The 15,987-nt window shown below is 76.6% G+C and carries 15 protein-coding genes; 10 read left to right on the plus strand and 5 right to left on the minus strand.

Annotated features, from left to right (window positions below; translation table 11 throughout):
- Positions 1-26: 26 nt before the first annotated feature.
- From ND486_RS11385 to ND486_RS11395, 3 genes are read left to right on the plus strand one after another with little or no spacing between them, the layout of a single operon-like run.
- Complete coding sequence (locus ND486_RS11385; protein ID WP_251784328.1) at positions 27-392, plus strand: hypothetical protein; 366 nt, start codon at positions 27-29, stop codon at positions 390-392.
- The gene (locus ND486_RS11390) at positions 389-2,182 is read left to right on the plus strand and encodes a hypothetical protein (RefSeq protein WP_251784329.1); all 1,794 of its coding nucleotides are present in this window, start codon (positions 389-391) and stop codon (positions 2,180-2,182) included. The genes ND486_RS11385 and ND486_RS11390 overlap by 4 nt, the downstream gene beginning before the upstream one ends.
- Complete coding sequence (locus ND486_RS11395) at positions 2,175-2,954, plus strand: ESX secretion-associated protein EspG (protein WP_251784330.1); 780 nt, start codon at positions 2,175-2,177, stop codon at positions 2,952-2,954. Before ND486_RS11390 ends, ND486_RS11395 begins: the two co-directional genes overlap by 8 nt.
- On the opposite strand, the gene ND486_RS11400 is transcribed toward ND486_RS11395, so the two are convergent.
- Positions 2,929-4,332: an NAD(P)H-quinone dehydrogenase gene (locus ND486_RS11400; protein WP_208826268.1), complete on the minus strand. Its 1,404-nt coding sequence runs from the start codon at positions 4,330-4,332 to the stop codon at positions 2,929-2,931. The genes ND486_RS11395 and ND486_RS11400 overlap by 26 nt on opposite strands.
- A gap of 143 nt (positions 4,333-4,475) precedes the next feature.
- On the opposite strand from ND486_RS11400, the gene ND486_RS11405 reads away from it, so the two are divergent.
- Positions 4,476-4,940: a gamma-glutamylcyclotransferase gene (locus tag ND486_RS11405; RefSeq protein ID WP_062397641.1), complete on the plus strand. Its 465-nt coding sequence runs from the start codon at positions 4,476-4,478 to the stop codon at positions 4,938-4,940.
- An 80-nt stretch (positions 4,941-5,020) separates the two neighbouring features.
- Here ND486_RS11405 and ND486_RS11410 read toward each other — a convergent pair whose 3' ends face one another.
- Positions 5,021-6,310 (minus strand): amidohydrolase, encoded by a 1,290-nt coding sequence (locus ND486_RS11410; RefSeq protein WP_251784442.1) that lies wholly within the window; start codon positions 6,308-6,310, stop codon positions 5,021-5,023.
- Between the two features lie 440 nt (positions 6,311-6,750).
- Here ND486_RS11410 and ND486_RS11415 point away from each other — a divergent pair, with 440 nt between their 5' ends.
- From ND486_RS11415 to ND486_RS11430, 4 genes are read left to right on the plus strand one after another with little or no spacing between them, the layout of a single operon-like run.
- Positions 6,751-8,439: a serine/threonine-protein kinase gene (locus tag ND486_RS11415; protein ID WP_251784331.1), complete on the plus strand. Its 1,689-nt coding sequence runs from the start codon at positions 6,751-6,753 to the stop codon at positions 8,437-8,439.
- Between the two features lie 37 nt (positions 8,440-8,476).
- A complete protein-coding gene (locus tag ND486_RS11420) occupies positions 8,477-9,280 on the plus strand; it encodes a purine-nucleoside phosphorylase (RefSeq protein ID WP_208826263.1) in 804 nt (267 codons plus the stop codon).
- Complete coding sequence (locus ND486_RS11425) at positions 9,280-10,899, plus strand: phospho-sugar mutase (protein WP_251784332.1); 1,620 nt, start codon at positions 9,280-9,282, stop codon at positions 10,897-10,899. Before ND486_RS11420 ends, ND486_RS11425 begins: the two co-directional genes overlap by 1 nt.
- Complete coding sequence (locus ND486_RS11430) at positions 10,896-11,357, plus strand: flavodoxin family protein (RefSeq protein ID WP_208826259.1); 462 nt, start codon at positions 10,896-10,898, stop codon at positions 11,355-11,357. The genes ND486_RS11425 and ND486_RS11430 overlap by 4 nt, the downstream gene beginning before the upstream one ends.
- Before the next feature lies 1 nt (position 11,358).
- Here the strand turns inward: ND486_RS11430 and ND486_RS11435 are convergent, their stop codons facing one another.
- Positions 11,359-12,108 carry a GDSL-type esterase/lipase family protein gene (locus ND486_RS11435; protein ID WP_251784333.1) on the minus strand — a complete coding sequence of 250 codons (750 nt, stop codon included), beginning with the start codon at positions 12,106-12,108 and terminating at the stop codon, positions 11,359-11,361.
- 7 nt (positions 12,109-12,115) lie between these two features.
- Positions 12,116-12,739, minus strand: coding sequence for a uracil phosphoribosyltransferase (upp, locus tag ND486_RS11440; protein WP_062397653.1), 624 nt, complete (start codon positions 12,737-12,739; stop codon positions 12,116-12,118).
- A 524-nt stretch (positions 12,740-13,263) separates the two neighbouring features.
- On the opposite strand from upp, the gene ND486_RS11445 reads away from it, so the two are divergent.
- Together ND486_RS11445 and ND486_RS11450 are read left to right on the plus strand one after the other, a co-directional pair.
- Positions 13,264-13,500, plus strand: coding sequence for a hypothetical protein (locus ND486_RS11445; RefSeq protein ID WP_010230125.1), 237 nt, complete (start codon positions 13,264-13,266; stop codon positions 13,498-13,500).
- 85 nt (positions 13,501-13,585) lie between these two features.
- Complete coding sequence (locus ND486_RS11450) at positions 13,586-14,848, plus strand: hypothetical protein (protein ID WP_062397654.1); 1,263 nt, start codon at positions 13,586-13,588, stop codon at positions 14,846-14,848.
- On the opposite strand, the gene ND486_RS11455 is transcribed toward ND486_RS11450, so the two are convergent.
- Positions 14,845-15,945, minus strand: a complete 1,101-nt coding sequence (locus tag ND486_RS11455; RefSeq protein ID WP_251784334.1) for an adenosine deaminase — start codon at positions 15,943-15,945, stop codon at positions 14,845-14,847. The two genes, ND486_RS11450 and ND486_RS11455, sit on opposite strands and share 4 nt — an antisense overlap.
- Positions 15,946-15,987: the final 42 nt, after the last annotated feature.

A 15,987-nucleotide genomic window follows, 5' to 3' on the forward strand; every position in this document is an offset into this window, starting at 1 on the left:
GGTGCGGGCCTAGCGTGCGCCCGTCCGTGATCCGCCCGTCCGCACCGGAGGCCGACGTGCCCGACATCCACCCGGACCTGCGTGTCGACCCGGCCGCCCCGGCCGGGGCGGCGGCGGCGCTCGACCGGGCCGCGTCCCGGCTGGCCGTCGCGCTCCGCACCCTCGACGCCGACGCCCGCCGGGTCGAGCCGTGGCTGGGGGATCCGGCCAGCGCCGAGGCCGCGGCGCGCTACGCCGTGCACGCCGCGGACGGCCCCGACGCCGCGATCGGGCGGCTGCGCACGCTGCACGCGGAGCTGCTGCGGGCCCGCGACGCCGCCGGTGCCACCGGGCGTGCCTACACCCGCACCGAGGAGTCGACGACGGACGCGCTGAACCGGGGTGCCCGGTGACCGCGCCGCGCTGGGCAGGACTGAGCCACGCCGAGATCGTCGCGATGGTGGCGGCCGGTCCGGGCCCCGCGGCGTCGGCCGGGGCGGAGCGGGCGTGGCGCGACGCCGCCGCCGCGCTCACCGACGTCCACCGCGAGCTGGCCGGGCAGGTCCGTGACCTGCCCGGAGGATGGTCCGGCCGCACCGCGGACGGCGTCACCGGGGCGTTCGGGTCACTGGACGGCTGGGTCGTCTCCGCCGCCGCCGACGCGGGCCGCACCGCCGACGCGCTGGCCGCCCAGGCCGGGCTCGCCGCGGACCTCCGGGCCCGGATGCCTGCCGCCGTGGCGCCGACGCCGCCCGAGACCGCACCCACCGGCCCGGCCCTGCTCGACGACTGGGCGGCCGCCGACCTCGCCGCGGGCAACTCGGCCGGCCGGGCCGCGGAGCTGATGGTCCGTTACGACGACGACACCCGCGTCACCGGCGCCCCGTGGACCGGGTGGGGTGCGTCCCCGGTCGTCACCCACGAGGGCACCGCCCCCGCCTCCCCCGCCGTTCCGGCCCCGTCGCCCGGCGGGCCCCCGCCCGGCCCCGGCGGCGACGCGGACCCGGCCCCGGACCCGGCGGGCGGCGCCGCGACGGGGACGACGGTGTTCGCGGGGATCGGCTTCGGCGGGATCACCGCGGCGGTGCTGACCGGGAACGGACGGGCCGGGGTGCCCGGGGCGCGGCCGATCGACGTCGGCGGGCCCTCCCCCGGGCCGGCCCCCTCGACCGATGCCCCCCGCACCGGCACGCCCGGCGCACCCGGCACGGACACCGGCCCCGGCACCGGTGAGCTCCCGGCCGGTCCGGCGTCCCCCGCGGGCGCGGGCGTCCCGGGCGGCGTCGGCGGCGCGGACCCCGGCGGCGGCGGCACCGCGGTGACCGCCGCGGTGCTCGCGGGCGGAGCGCTCGGCGGGGCCGGGATCCTGATCGGCGCGACGATCCGTCGGGAGCGGCAGGCCCGGGACGGACGCGGGCGCGACGCACACCCCTCCGGCGACCTGCCGCCGGAGCACGGCTCGCGGGCCGGCGACGACGCCGTACCGGGACCGGAGGGGCCCGGCGGCGACGCCACCCCCGCTGAGGGCCCGCGGCCCGGCGACGCGGTCGGCCACGGGACACCGTCCGGCGGTGTCGCCCAGGAGCCGCCGGGTGACCGGCCGCCGAGCGGGGCCGAGCACCGCCCGCCCTCCGGCGACGCGACGACCAGCGGCACCCGCGCCCCCAGCGGCGCCCCGGCCGCCGACGGTGAGGCGCCGCCGACCCCCGGTGGCCCCGTCCCGGACGGCGCCACCGGGAACACCGCGACCGACGGCGGCCCCGCGCCACACGCAGGCCCCGCTCCCGGTGCGACCACGAGCGACCGACCGTCCCCGGACGGAGCCGGCGGCGGTGCCGCCCCCGGAGTCCCCGACGGTCCCCGGAGCCCGGTCCACCACGGCGTCACCACGGGCGACCTCGCCGTTCCCCACCCCGACGGCCCGGCGCCCCACGGCGCCGTCACCCACGCCCGCCACGCCCCGCCGCCGACGCCGGCACCGGGCGACCCGGCCGTCACCCCCGCCGGGGTACCGGTGGGCGCGGTCCCGGCCGCCCCACTCCCGGTCGCGGCGACCGTCGGCGCGCCCGCCGACCCCCGCACCCCGGCCTGGCGCCTCGTCGCCGACGAGCACGCCGCCCCCGACGACCCCCCGGAGCAGCCCGATGCCCGACCGGACCCCGGCGTCCTGCGCCCCGACGCCCGCTGGAGGGGCCGTGGCTGAGCCCGCGCCCTGGACCCCGTCGGTGCCGTTCGTGCTCACCGGCGCCGAGTTCGACGTCGTCTGGGAACACCTGGGGCTCGGCCCCACCCCGGTGGCGCTGCGGCTGCCCTCCCCCGGGCGCACCCGCGAGGAACGACGCCGGGTCGTGGCGGCCGGCGTCGGCGGGCTGCGCGCCCGCGGCCTCGCCGGTCCGGCCGGACCCGACCCCGCGCTGGTACGGCTGCTGGCCCTGCTCGCCCGTCCCGACCGTCACCTGGAGGTGCGCGGCCGTTTCGACGACGGGCCGCTACGCGCGGTCGCCGCCGAGCGCGACGGCGACGGCGTCCTCGCCGTCCACACCGGCGGAGCCGTCACCGTCACCGCGGCGGGCTCACCGGCGCACGCCGCGGTGTCGGTCCTGCCCCGGCGCGCGCCGGGGCCCGGGCCCGCCGTGGCCCTGCCCACCGCCGAGCTGGCCCGCCTCCTCGACGCGGACGCGCACACCGACCCCGGCACGGACGGGGACGGCGAGCAGCGCGCCCGGCTCGCGCCGCTGCTCGCCGGGCCCGCGCACCGGGCACAGATCTGTGCCGTCCGGCACGACCGCTGGGGCAGCCCGTCGCGGCTGCCGGGGCACGTCGCCGTCGTCGACACGCCGCGAGGGCGCTACCGGCTGACCCGCGGGACCGGCGCGCACGGCGGACCCGAGTGGTCCACCCTCGCCCCCGCGGGCGACGGCGAGCTGCGCGACCGGTTCGCGGAGCTGTTCAGTCCAGGTCGGAGTGCTGCATGAGCTGACGGCCCGCCTCGGTGATCGACCCGGACAGCGACGGGTACACCGAGAAGGTGTGGGCCAGGTCGTCCACACCGAGCCCGTTCTGGACCGCCATCGCGATCGGCAGGATCAGCTCGCTCGCGACCGGGGCGACCACGACACCACCGATGACCACGCCGGACGCCGGGCGGCAGAACAGCTTCACGAAGCCGCGGCGCAGCCCGCGCATCTTGGCGCGCGGGTTCGTCGACAGCGGCAGCATCACGGTGCGGGCCGGGACCTCACCGGAGTCGATCGCGTTCTGGCTGATCCCGACGGTCGCGATCTCGGGGCGGGTGAACACGTTCGCCGCGACGGTCCGCAGCCGGATCGGGGACACGCCCTCGCCCAGCGCGTGCCACATCGCGATCCGGCCCTGCATGGCCGCGACCGAGGCGAGCATGAGCACACCGGTGCAGTCGCCGGCCGCGTAGACGCCCGGCTCGGAGGTGCGCGAGACCTTGTCGACGGGGACGAACCCGCCGCGGTCGGTCTCGATGCCGATCTTCTCCAGGCCGAGGTCGGCGGTGTTCGGGATCGACCCGACGGTCATGAGGGCGTGCGAGCCCTCGACGACCCGGCCGTCGGACAGCGTGACGCGGACGCCGTCGCCGGTGTTCTCGACCGAGTCCGCGCGGGCGTGGGCGAGGATCTCGACGCCGCGCTCGGCGAAGACCTCCTCGAGCACGGCGGCGGCGTCGGCGTCCTCGTGCGGGAGGACCCGGTCCCGGCTGGAGACCAGGCTGACCCGGCACCCGAGCTCGACGTAGGCGGAGCAGAACTCCGCGCCGGTCACGCCCGACCCGATCACGATCAGGTGCTCGGGCAGCTCGTCGAGGTCGTAGAGCTGGCGCCAGTCCAGGATCCGGTCGCCGTCGGGGCGGGCGGAGTCCAGCACCCGCGGGGTGGCCCCGGTCGCGATGAGGACGACGTCGGCGACGAGCTCCTCGACCGTCCCGTCGGCGTGGGTGGCGGTCACCTCGTGCGCGGCGCGGGCCGCGGCGGGCCCGGCGAACTGCGCGGTGCCGGCGATGATCCGGACGCCCTCGTTCTCTAGCCGGGCCCGCACGTCGGCGGACTGGGCGAGAGCGAGGGACTTGACCCGCTCGTTGACCGCGGGCAGGTCGACCGCGGAGTTGCCGCGGTCCACCAGCACGCCGAGGTCCTCGGCACGGTGCAGGTCGACCCGGACGGCCGCGGAGGAGATGAAGGTCTTCGAGGGGACGCAGTCGTAGACGACGCAGGCGCCGCCCATCCCGTCCCGCTCGACGACGGTCACCTCGCTGCCGTGCTGTGCCGCGACGAGTGCGGCCTCGTACCCGGCCGGTCCGCCGCCCATGATGACGATGCGGGTCACGGGAGATCCCCCTGGAGAAGTCGGTGGTGGTGGACCGGCAGGCGGTCCCGCCCGCCGGCGTCGACGGGGCTCACAGTACGCGTGTCCCATCGTTACGACCGGGCGGGTCGAGGCCCCGCCGGGCTCCCCATTACCCTGCACGCGTGCCGCTGTATGCCGCGTACGGGTCGAACATGGACCCCGAGCAGATGAAGGAGCGCGCCCCGCACTCGCCGATGGCCGGGACCGGGTGGCTCCAGGGCTGGCGGCTGACGTTCGGCGGCGAGGACTACACCTGGGAGGGCGCGCTCTCCACCGTGGTGGAGGAGCCGGGCTCGCAGGTGTTCGTCGTGCTCTACGACGTCCCCGAGCACGACGAACGCCAGCTCGACCGCTGGGAGGGCGGCGAGCTGGGCATGCACAAGAAGCTGCGGCTGCGCGTCGCCACCCTCGACGGCAGCGTCCTCGCGTTCATCTACGTGCTGAACGCCTACGAGGGCGGGGACCCGTCGGCCCGCTACCTGGGCGTGATCGCCGACGCCGCGGAGACCGCGGGCGCCCCGGACGACTACGTCAACGAGCTGCGCAGCAGGCCCAGCCGCAAGTCCTCCCCCGGCAACCAGTCCTGACCGGCCGCACCGGCTGACGACGACGGCCCGGCCCCCGCGAGGGGACCGGGCCGTCGTCGTTCACCGCGGGAGACGGTGGTTCAGGAGGCCGCCTGCGCCAGCGCGGACAGCGCGGCCTGCACCAGCACCCGCGACCCGAACGGCAGGGCCCGCTCGTCGAGGTCGAAGGTCGGCTGGTGGATGTCCCGCTGCTTGCCGGTGCCCGACCACACCCCGAGCCGCGCCATGGCGCCCGCGGAGTGCTCCAGGTACCAGGCGAAGTCCTCGCCGCCGGAGGACTGCTCCGTGGACGCGTCGGCGACCTCGCCACCGACGGTCACCGCGGCGTCGCGCAGCATCCCGGTGGACACCGCGTCGTTGACGACCGGCGGGACACCGCGGACGTGGTCGAGCACGTAGCCGACACCGGTCGGGGCCAGCACGGACGCGACGAGCGCCCGCAGCTTCTCCTCGAGCTCGGTCCAGGTGGCGTGGTCGGCGGTGCGCAGGGTGCCGCGCAGCAGGCCGGACTGCGGGATCGCGTTCGCCGCGTCCCCGGCGTGCACCGCGCCCCAGGTCAGGACGGTGCCCGAGCGCGGGTCGACGTGGCGGGTCAGCAGCAGCGGCACCTGCGTGGCCAGCAGCCCGAGCGCCTGCACGAGGTCGGCGGTCAGGTGCGGGCGCGAGGTGTGCCCGCCCGGGGAGGTCAGCCGGACCTCGATGAGGTCGCAGGCCGAGGTGATCGGCCCGACCCGGGTGCCGAGCCGTCCGACCTCCAGGCGCGGGTCGCAGTGCAGCGCGAAGATCCGCTGCACGCCCTCCATCACGCCCTGTTCGACGGCGTCGAGCGCGCCGCCCGGCTGCACCTCCTCGGCCGGCTGGAACACCAGCCGGACCCGGCCGGGCAGCGACGGCGCGGACTGCAGCGCCAGCGCCGCGCCGAGCAGCATCGCGGTGTGCGCGTCGTGCCCGCAGGCGTGCATGACGCCGGGCACCTCGGAGGCGAACGGCAGACCGGTCTGCTCCTGCAGGGGCAGCGCGTCCATGTCCGCGCGCAGGGCGACCAGCGGCTCGCCGTGCCCCACCTCGCAGACGACACCGGTGCCGCCGCGCAGCGTGCGCGGCTCCAGACCGGCCCGCAGCAGGGTCTCCGCGACCCGCGCGGTCGTGAGGTGCTCGCGACGGGCCAGCTCGGGCTGGGCGTGGATCGCACGGCGCCAGCCGACGATCTCGCCCTTGTGCGCCCGCATCCACGACTCCAGCCAGGCCGGACCCGTGCCGGAGCCGAGATCGTCGACCGCGGGATCGGTGATCTCCGGGAGCTCGGTGCGGGTCTGCAGCGCAGTCACCTTGTCCTCCTCGTACTGGCCCTCGGCGGGAACGGCCCGCATGTCCGCGGTCGACGCGGACGGCGTTCGGTCGTCTCCCACCACCCATGATGGTGCTCACCCGTCCGGCGGTGTTCCAGTCGAAATCGTCCGTTCACGCCACGGGGCGGCAAGGGGTCGGCGAGCTGCTGCCAGCGGGTTCACCGCTCCAGGTGAACGGCCGCGTGCGACCGTTCCTCCCGTCGGCGAACGGCCGTCCTCGCCGTTCACCGGCGGTTCGGACGCCCGTCACGGGGAACTCCCCGGACGACGACACCGACCCGCGGCCGGAACGCCACCGGACCGTGACCGTCCGCACGCCCGGCCCGCCGCGGCGGCCGTCCGGCGTCCCGGAACGACCAGTGTCGTCACACACCGTCACCGCTGTGCACCGGCGGTGACGATCCCGGCCGGGAACGGTGTGCGGGGACGGGCCGCGCGGGCACGATGGAACAATCGGCGCCGTGTCCGTTCCCGAGGGCGAGGTCCAGCGCCGACAGTTCGCCGGGCGGTACCGCGTCGACGGTCCGCTCGGGAGCGGCGCGATGGGCACCGTCTGGTCGGGTTTCGACGAGGTCCTGCACCGCCGCGTCGCGCTCAAGGAGCTGAAGATCCCCGACGGCATCCCGGCCGGGGAGAAGCTGGAGCTGCGGGAACGCATCATGCGGGAGGCCCGGGCACTGGCCGGGCTGTCGCACCCCAACGTCGTGACCGTCTTCGACGTGCTCGACTCCGGCGGCGACGAGCCGCTGGTGGTCATGGAGCTGGTGCCGTCGAAGAACCTGGCCGCGGCGATCACCGAGCTGGGCAGGCTCGACGCCGCGCAGGCCGGCGTCGTCGGGCACGGCACCGCGGCGGCGCTGCGGGCCGCGCACCGGGCCGGGATCACCCACCGCGACGTGAAGCCCGGCAACGTCCTGATCTCCGACGACGGCCGGATCAAGCTCACCGACTTCGGCATCGCCCGCAACGAGTCCGACGCGCCGATGACCTCCGCGGGCCTCGTGCTCGGCTCGCCCGCCTACATCGCGCCCGAGGTCGCCGCGGGCCAGCCGGTCACGCCGGCCGCGGACCTGTGGGGCCTCGGCGCGACGCTCTGGGCCGCCGTCGAGGGCCGCCCGCCCTACGACGTCGACGGTGACCCGGTCCGCACCATCACCGAGGTCGTCGACGGTCCCGTCCCCGCGCCGACGGTCACCGGCCCGCTCGCCGAGGTCATCGCCGGGCTGATGGTCAAGGAGCCGGCGGGCCGGATGCCGCTCGACGAGGTCCGGGCCCGGCTGCGCCCGCTGCTCGCCGACCCGGACGACCCGATCTTCCCCGGCTCCCCGGACGTGCCGACCGTGATGGCGCGGGTGCCCGCACCGACCGGCGCGGCCCCGGCACCGGCACCGCCGCGGGTCGCCGCACCGCCCCCGCCCGTACCGGTCGGCCCCACCGGCACCGGCACCTACGGCCGCGTCCCGGTGACCGACCCCGTGCCCGCGCCGGCACCGCCGCCCGCCGAGCCGCCGCGCCCCCGGCAGGCCCGCCCGTCGTCGCGGGGGGCGGCGCCCGCCCGTACCGCGGCGGCCGGCCCGACCACCGTGCTCGGCGCCGTCCCGCTGGTGCTCGGCGGCGCCCTGATCGTGCTGCTCGGCGCGCTCGCCGGGTTCGCCGGGGTCCGCGCGCTGGCCGGGCAGGAACCGCTGTCGACGGTCACCGTCGCCACCGACCGGTCGCTGCGCACCACCTACCCGGACCCGCTCGGCTTCACGGTGCCGGTGCCCGACGGCTGGACCCAGTTCCGCTCGCCCGCCCCCGACGGCTCGGTCGTCGTCCGCTTCGTCAGCCCGGACGGCCGTCAGGAGCTGTCGGTCCGGGCGGCGACCTCGGTCGGGGCCGTCACCGACGCCCTCACCCCCGAGGCGCTGGGCGTCGACCCGGTCGAGGCCGGACCGGTCGAGCAGCTGCCCGACGGCTCCAGCCAGGTCGCGCTCACCACCGGCAGCGGCAGCGCGCAGCGCAGCACGCTGATGCGCATCATTCCCGGCCGCGACCAGCTCGGCGGGGTCTGGGTACTGCAGCTGACCTCCCCCGCCGGCCGCGCCGAGGACGCCGTCGCGGGCCTGTTCGACGCCGTCGCCTCGGGCTTCCGCGCCACCCCGGGCTGAACCGGCCACGGCGCCGGCGCCCCCTAGGCTGGCGCGCATGGCCGACACCGCCGACCCCACCGCTCGCGCCCACGCCGCCGCCGCCGAGCTCGCCCGCCGCACCGGCACCGACGCCCACGACGTGGCGGTGGTCCTGGGCTCCGGCTGGCGTCCGGCCGCCGACGTCCTCGGCACCCCGGACACCGAGGTCCCGATGGCCGAGCTGCCCGGGTTCGTCGCGCCGTCCGCGGTCGGCCACGGCGGCACCGCCCGCTCGCTGCGCATCGGCGACACCCGGGTGCTGGTCCTGCTCGGGCGCACCCACCTCTACGAGGGCCACGGGATGGACCCGGTCGTGCACGGCGTCCGCACCGCCGCGGCGGCCGGTGTCCGCACGGTCGTGCTGACCAACGCGGCGGGCGGCATCACCGAGGGCCTGTCGGTCGGGCAGCCGGTGCTGATCTCCGACCACCTCAACCTGCTGGCGCGCTCGCCGCTGCACGGCGCGCACTTCGTCGACCTCACCGACGCCTACTCCCCGCGGCTGCGCGCCGCCGCCCGCGAGCTGGACCCGTCGCTGGTCGACGGCGTCTACGCCGGGCTGCCCGGTCCGCACTTCGAGACCCCGGCCGAGATCCGGATGCTGCGCACGCTGGGTGCGGACCTGGTCGGGATGTCCACCGTCGCCGAGACGATCGCCGCCCGCGCCGCCGGGCTGGAGGTCGCCGGCATCTCGCTGGTCACCAACCTGGCCGCGGGCCTGTCCGGGCAGCCGCTGAACCACCAGGAGGTCCTCGACGCCGGCGCCGCGGCGGCGACCCGGATGGGCTCGCTGCTGCGCGACCTCGTCGGCCGCATCTGATGGTGCTCCCGGGGCCGCTGCGCGACGCGGCGCTGCGCTGGATCGCCGACGACCCCGACCCGGCCACCCGGGCCGAGCTGCAGCGCGTGCTGGCCACCGCGATGGCCGGCGGCGACGGCGCCGCGGCGGCCGGCGACGAGCTGGCCGACCGGCTGTCCGGGCCGCTGCGCTTCGGCACCGCCGGGCTGCGGGGGCCGGTGCGGGCCGGGCCGTCGGGGATGAACGTCGCCGTCGTGACCCGGGCGACCGCCGGGCTGGCCGCCCACCTGACCCGGACCACGGGCACCGGGCGGGTCGTCGTCGGCCGGGACGCCCGGCACGGGTCGGCGGCGTTCGCCGAGGCCACCGCCCGGGTGCTGACCAGCGCCGGGTTCACCGTGACCCTGCTCGACGGCCCCGTCCCCACCCCGCTGGTGGCCTTCGCCGTGCGCCACCTCGGCGCGGTCGCCGGGATCGCCGTCACCGCCTCGCACAACCCGCCCGCGGACAACGGCTACAAGGTCTACCTCGCCGACGGCGCGCAGCTCGTGGGCCCCGACGACGCCGCCATCGAGGACGCGATCACCGCCGCCCCGCCCGCGGTGTCGGTGCCGCTCGGGCCGCTGCCGGACCCGGCGGAGGTCACCGGCGCCTACCTGGACCGGGTCGCGACGCTGTCGCGGAACACCGGGGTGCCCGCGCCGCGGATCGCGCTCACCCCGATGCACGGCGTCGGCGGCGCGACCGCGGTCGCCGCGCTCGCCCGGGCCGGGGTGCTCGACGTCGCCGTCGTCGCGAGCCAGGCCGTGCCCGACCCCGACTTCCCGACGGTCGCCTTCCCGAACCCGGAGGAGCCCGGCGCGACCGACGCGCTGCTCGCGCTGGCCGCCCGGAGCGGCGCGGACCTCGCCGTCGCGCTGGACCCGGACGCCGACCGGTGCGCGCTCGGCGTCGCCTTCGGTGACGGCTGGCGGATGCTGTCCGGCGACGAGACCGGCGTGCTGCTCGGCGACCACCTCCTGCGGACCGGGACCGCGGCGGACCCGCTGGTCGCGACGACCGTCGTGTCGTCGTCGATGCTCGCCCGGGTCGCGGCCGCCCGCGGGGCCCGCTCCGCCGAGACCCTCACCGGGTTCAAGTGGATCGTGCGGGCCGGCGACGGGCTCGTCTTCGGCTACGAGGAGGCGATCGGGCTCTGCGTCGACCCCGACGGCGTCCGGGACAAGGACGGCGTCTCCGCCGCCGTCGTCGCCGCGGACCTGGTGCGCGGGCTCGCCGCGGCCGGGTCGTCGGTGCCGCGGCGGCTCGACGAGCTGGCCGCGGAGTTCGGCGTGCACGCCACCCGGGGGGTCTCGATCCGGATGGCCCCCGTCGAGCGCGACGCCGCCGTCGCCCGGCTGCGCGACGCACCCCCGGCCGGCTGGGAGGCCGACCGCCCGGCCCCCGACGTGCTGCGGCTGCGGCGCCCCGGGACCCGCGTGGTGATCCGCCCGTCGGGGACCGAGCCGAAGCTCAAGGCCTACCTGGAGGTCGTGGAGGACCCCACCGGCGACGTGGCCGCGGTGCCGGCGTCGCGGGCCGTCGCCGCGGAGCGCCTCGACGCGCTGCGCACGGAGGTCGACGGGATGCTCGCCGGATGAGCGCGCGCCTGCTCCTGGTCCACCACACGCCGTCCCCCGCCACCGCGGAGCTGCTCGCCGAGGTCCGCGCGGGCGCGTCCGACCCGGACATCACCGGGGTGGAGGTCGTCGCCCGCGCCGCCCTGGCCGCGACGGCGAGCGACCTGCTCGCCGCGGACGCCGTCGTCCTCGGGACGCCGGCGAACATCGGCTACATGTCCGGCGCGCTCAAGCACTTCCTCGACCAGGTCTTCTACGTCTGCGCCGACGACACCCGCGGCCTGCCCTACGGGCTGTGGGTGCACGGCGGCTCGGACACCTCCGGCGCGACCCGCTCGGTGACGACGGTGGCCGGGGCGATGGGCTGGACCGCGGCGGCCGCGCCGGTCGAGGTCGCGGGTCCCCCGGACGCCGCCGCCCGGGCCGCGTGCCGCGAGCTGGGCGCGGTCGTGGCCGCGACCGTCATGCCGGAGGGCTGAGCTACCGGCGCCCAGTGGCGGGCCCGATCCCGAGGTGCGCCTCGATCCGGTCGGCCCACACCGACGCGATCGTGCGGTAGGCGCCCGGTCCGGCGTGCAGGCCGTCCGCGGTCCGCCCGGCGGGGAACAGGGTGGCGGTGTCGACGAACTCCACCGAGTGCCCGGCCGCCCGGTGCGCGGCGGCGACCCGGGGCAGGTACTCGGCCAGCCGCGCCCGCTCGGCCCGCTGTTTCGGCAGCGGCGCCCACACCCCGGCCATGATCACGTGGGTGTGCGGTGCGGCCGCGAACACGCGGTCCAGCAGCCGGTCCAGGCTCGCCGCCGTCGCCCGCGCGCTCGCGCCCTGCAGCAGGTCGTTGGTCCCGGCGTGCAGCAGCACGACGTCCGGCTGCGCGGCCAGCACCCAGCCGCCCGTCATCGGCACCATCCGGGCCGCCGTCCAGCCGGAGCGGCCCTCGTGGTCGGTGTCGGGCAGCGCGTCCGGCCCGGAGCTGCGGGAGCCGACGTAGTCGATGCGGACGCCGTCGGCGGCCAGGCGCTGCCACAGCGGGAGGCGGTAGCCGGCCGTCGCCGGGCTCCCCACCCCGACCGTCGACGACGCGCCCAGCGGCATCACCCGCACCACCCCGGGCTCGTCGACGGCGGCGGGCACCTCGGCGTCTTCCGGCCGGTCCGCCGCGGGCAGCGCCGACAGGGCGACCGCGGCCACCGTCGCCACGACCCCGGTGAGGATGCGGCGGGAGGGCCTCACGGCGGACTCAGACCGCGCCGAACTGGCGGTCCCCGGCGTCGCCGAGGCCGGGGACGATGAACGCGGAGTCGTTGAGCCGCTCGTCGATGCTGGCGGTCACCATCCGGACCGGCAGCCCGGACGCGCGCAGCCGCTCCACGCCCTCCGGCGCGGACAGCGCGCAGAGGACCGTCACGTCGTCGGCGCCACGGCGGGTCAGCAGCTCCACGGTGTGCACCATCGAGCCGCCGGTGGCCAGCATCGGGTCGAGCACGAACACCGGCCGCCCGACGAGGCTGTCGGGCAGCGACTCCATGTAGGGCACCGGCTGGTGGGTCGTCTCGTCGCGGGCCATGCCGACGAAGCCCATCTGCGAGTCCGGGATCAGGTTCAGCGCGGCCTCGGCCATCCCCAGCCCGGCCCGCAGCACGGGGACGAGCACCGGCGGGACGGCGAGCCGGTGGCCGACCGTGCGCGAGACGGGGGTGTGGATCCGGTCCTCGGCCAGCGGCGCCGAGCGGGTGGCCTCGTAGACCAGCATCAGGGTGAGCTCGCGCAACGCCGCCCGGAAGGTGGCGTTGTCGGTGCGGGCGTCCCGCATGGTGCTGAGCCGGGCCCGCGCGAGCGGGTGGTCGACGACGATCGTGTCCACGGGCGCACAGCCTACGGCGGCCGGGCCGCGAGGAGATCCCCCGTGAGGAGGCGCCCGGCCCACCGATCCGGTGCCGTCGCCCCGCCGGGCCGTGGGACCCGACGGCCGGACGCGCTCCGTGTCCTGCGACGATGCCGTCCCGTGACCGGACGGACACCGGGACGTCACTCGCGGACGTTGACACGGATGCGTGTCACGGTTCACGAAGCGTGAGAAGCACGCGCTCACCGACGGGTGACGCCGGGACCGGCCGGATGCACCTCCTCGTCCTCCCGGGTGAGGCCGCGGACACCGTCGCAGACCTTGCGTGACAGCCGATCCCCGAGCGGAACCGTGATCACCAACGGTGGCCGGTCGGACACGTCCGGTTCCCCGGATCGCGTGATCGACCGCGTGGAGTGCCACGATCAGCACGCGCGGTCGCCGATCTCGCGATTCACCTGACCCGAACGGGTGGTATGGCCGAAACGGTGTCACATCGAGGGCACCGCCGACGCTGTACTAGACGACAAGGAGGTGATCCGATGCCGGAGAACACGACTTCCGAGGAGCAGACGTTGATCGCTGCTGCGGAAAAGCTCACGCAGTGCGACGGATACGTTGTTCTGGCGGTGGACCCGCAGACCGGGGAGGTGGACGCGCACGGCCCGTTCGATGGGATGACGGCGACCATCAAGGCCGACCAGCTGCGACGCGACTTCGACCGGGGTGGACTCGAGGACGTGTCCATCGGAGTGGTCCGACTGCACTCCCAGGCCTGACCCCGCACGACCGTGATCCGCCGGGCCGGCGACACCCGAGGTGGTGGGACCGGCCGGCGGAAGGACGCGACGATAGGCTCGCCCCGTGGCAAGCGACATCGTCCCGATCCGGCTCGCTCTCACCCGGGGCGACGTGGTCACCCTGTGGGCTCCCCCATGGCGCGAGGACGGCGAGGAGTGGGAAGCCTTCCTCGGCGACGACGAGCACGTGTTCGTCTTCGACGAGGTGGCCGGTCTCGCCGCGTTCGTGCGGACCGCACCCGAGCACGACCTGACCGACCACCCCGCGTGGTCGGCGGTCCCCGGGCTCGCGGTCGCCGAGCTGACCCCCGACGCCGTCCACCGGTACGACCTGGTCGGTCTGCCGGAGCTGGCCGCCGCCGACCCGGACGCGCTGACCGTGCAGGAGCTGCACGAGACCGTCTCGATCGTCCGGTCGCTGGCCGACGTCTGCGACCTCTCCGACGTGATCGCCGCGCTCGACGGCGAGCCCACGTTCGCGCTGCTCCGCGAGGGCGAGCAGGCCTTCGCCGGACGTGACGGCGCCAAGCGCTGGACCGCGCTGTCCGAGGCGATCGCGACGCACTGGGACGGGATCGTCGACACCGTCGACGACCTCGTCGCCACCCCGGACGTCGACGCCGGGGCGCTGGACAAGGCGCGCGCCGAGGAGCAGGAGCTCCGCGACCGTGTCGCCGAGCAGCCCCTCGACGACGACGAGGCCCTCGAGGCCGCCGCGCTCGCCGCGGGCACCGAGGACGCCGACACCGCCGAGGAGGAGCCGACCGGCTTCTGGGCCGAGGTCGGCATCGACCCGATCCGCATCGAGGTCGGCGACCGCTCCGTGGTCAGCCTGCGCTGCTACCTCGACGACAAGCCGGTCTTCCTCGGCTCCGACGGCCGGATCGACGTGTTCGGCTCCGAGCGTGCGCTGTTCCGGGCGCTGGCCGACCGGGAGCACCCCGCCGTGGCCGGGACCGACCTGACCGCGGCCGTCACCTTCGCCGAGGTGCTCGACGCGGCCGCCGTCGGCGAGCTCGACGGCGGCGTCGAGGACATGAACACCTACGTGCTGACCGGGATCGGCCCCGACCTCGCCGAGGGCGTGCTCGACCTGGACCCGGTCCAGCTCGACCTGGCCTCGGAGCTGCTGACCGACGTCGGCGAGTGGGCCGGGGACCCCGAGCCCGCCGAGGTCCTCGCCGAGTCCAACAGCCTCGGCTGGCTCGTGTCGTTCGTCGTGCGACCGGACCCGACGCGGATGGCGCCCAGCCCGCCGTTCACCCAGGAGGCGCAGTCCTGGGGCGAGCTCGTCGCCGGGCTCGAGGCCCGGCTGCGGGAGCACTAGCGCGACAGGGCCTCGTACCCGGGCTTGATGACGTCCTCGATCAGGGCCAGACGCTCGTCGAACCCGATGAACGCGGACTTCATCGCGTTGACGGTGAACCAGCGCAGGGTGTCCCAGCCGTAGCCGAAGGTCTCGGCCAGGTCGTACATCTCGCTGGTCATCGTGCAGCCGGACATCAGCCGGTTGTCGGTGTTGACCGTGACCCGGAACCGCAGGTCGGTGAGCAGCCCGATGGGATGCTCGGCCAGCGACGACGCGGCGCCGGTGTGCACGTTCGAGGTCGGGCACATCTCCAGCGGGATGCGGCTGTCGCGGACCCAGGCGGCGAGACGGCCCAGGTGCGGGCCGTCGTCGGTGACGGTGATGTCGTCGACGATCCGGACGCCGTGTCCGAGCCGGTCGGCGCCGCACCACTGCACGGCCTCCCAGATCGACGGCAGCCCGAACGCCTCACCGGCGTGGATGGTGACGTGGGCGTTCTGCTGACGGACGTACTCGAACGCGTCGAGGTGGCGGGTGGGCGGGAACCCCTTCTCGGCGCCGGCGATGTCGAACCCGACCACGCCGGAGTCGCGGTGGCGCACGGCCAGCTCGGCGATCTCCCGGGACCGGGCGGCGTGCCGCATCGCGGTGAGCAGGGTGCCGACCCGGATGGTGTTCCCGGCCGCCGCGGCGCGGGCGGTGCCGATCCGGAACCCGTCGAGGACGGCCGCGATGACGGCGTCGAGGTCCAGACCGCCCTCGACGTGCAGCTCGGGGGCGAAGCGCACCTCGGCGTAGACGACGCCGTCGGCGGCCAGGTCCTCGGCGGCCTCGGCCGCGACCCGGGTCAGCGCCTCGCGGGTCTGCAGCACGGCGACGGTGTGCCCGAAGGTCTCGAGGTAGCGGACCAGCGAGCCGGAGTGGGCGGCACCGAGGAACCAGGCCGCGAGCTCGCCGGGGTCGGTGGTGGGGAGCTTGTCGTAGCCGTACTCGCGGGCCAGGTCGACGACGGTCCCGACCCGCAGGCCGCCGTCGAGGTGGTCGTGCAGGAGCACCTTGGGGGCACGGCGGACGGCGTCGCGGGTGACCGGGACGGGAGCGGTGGGATCTGCCACTCGGGCACGGTACCGAGCGGCGTGGCGCGCGACGACCGGCGC

Origin of the sequence: Pseudonocardia sp. DR1-2 (assembly GCF_023717215.1) — a bacterium.
Taxonomy (GTDB): domain Bacteria; phylum Actinomycetota; class Actinomycetes; order Mycobacteriales; family Pseudonocardiaceae; genus Pseudonocardia; species Pseudonocardia alni.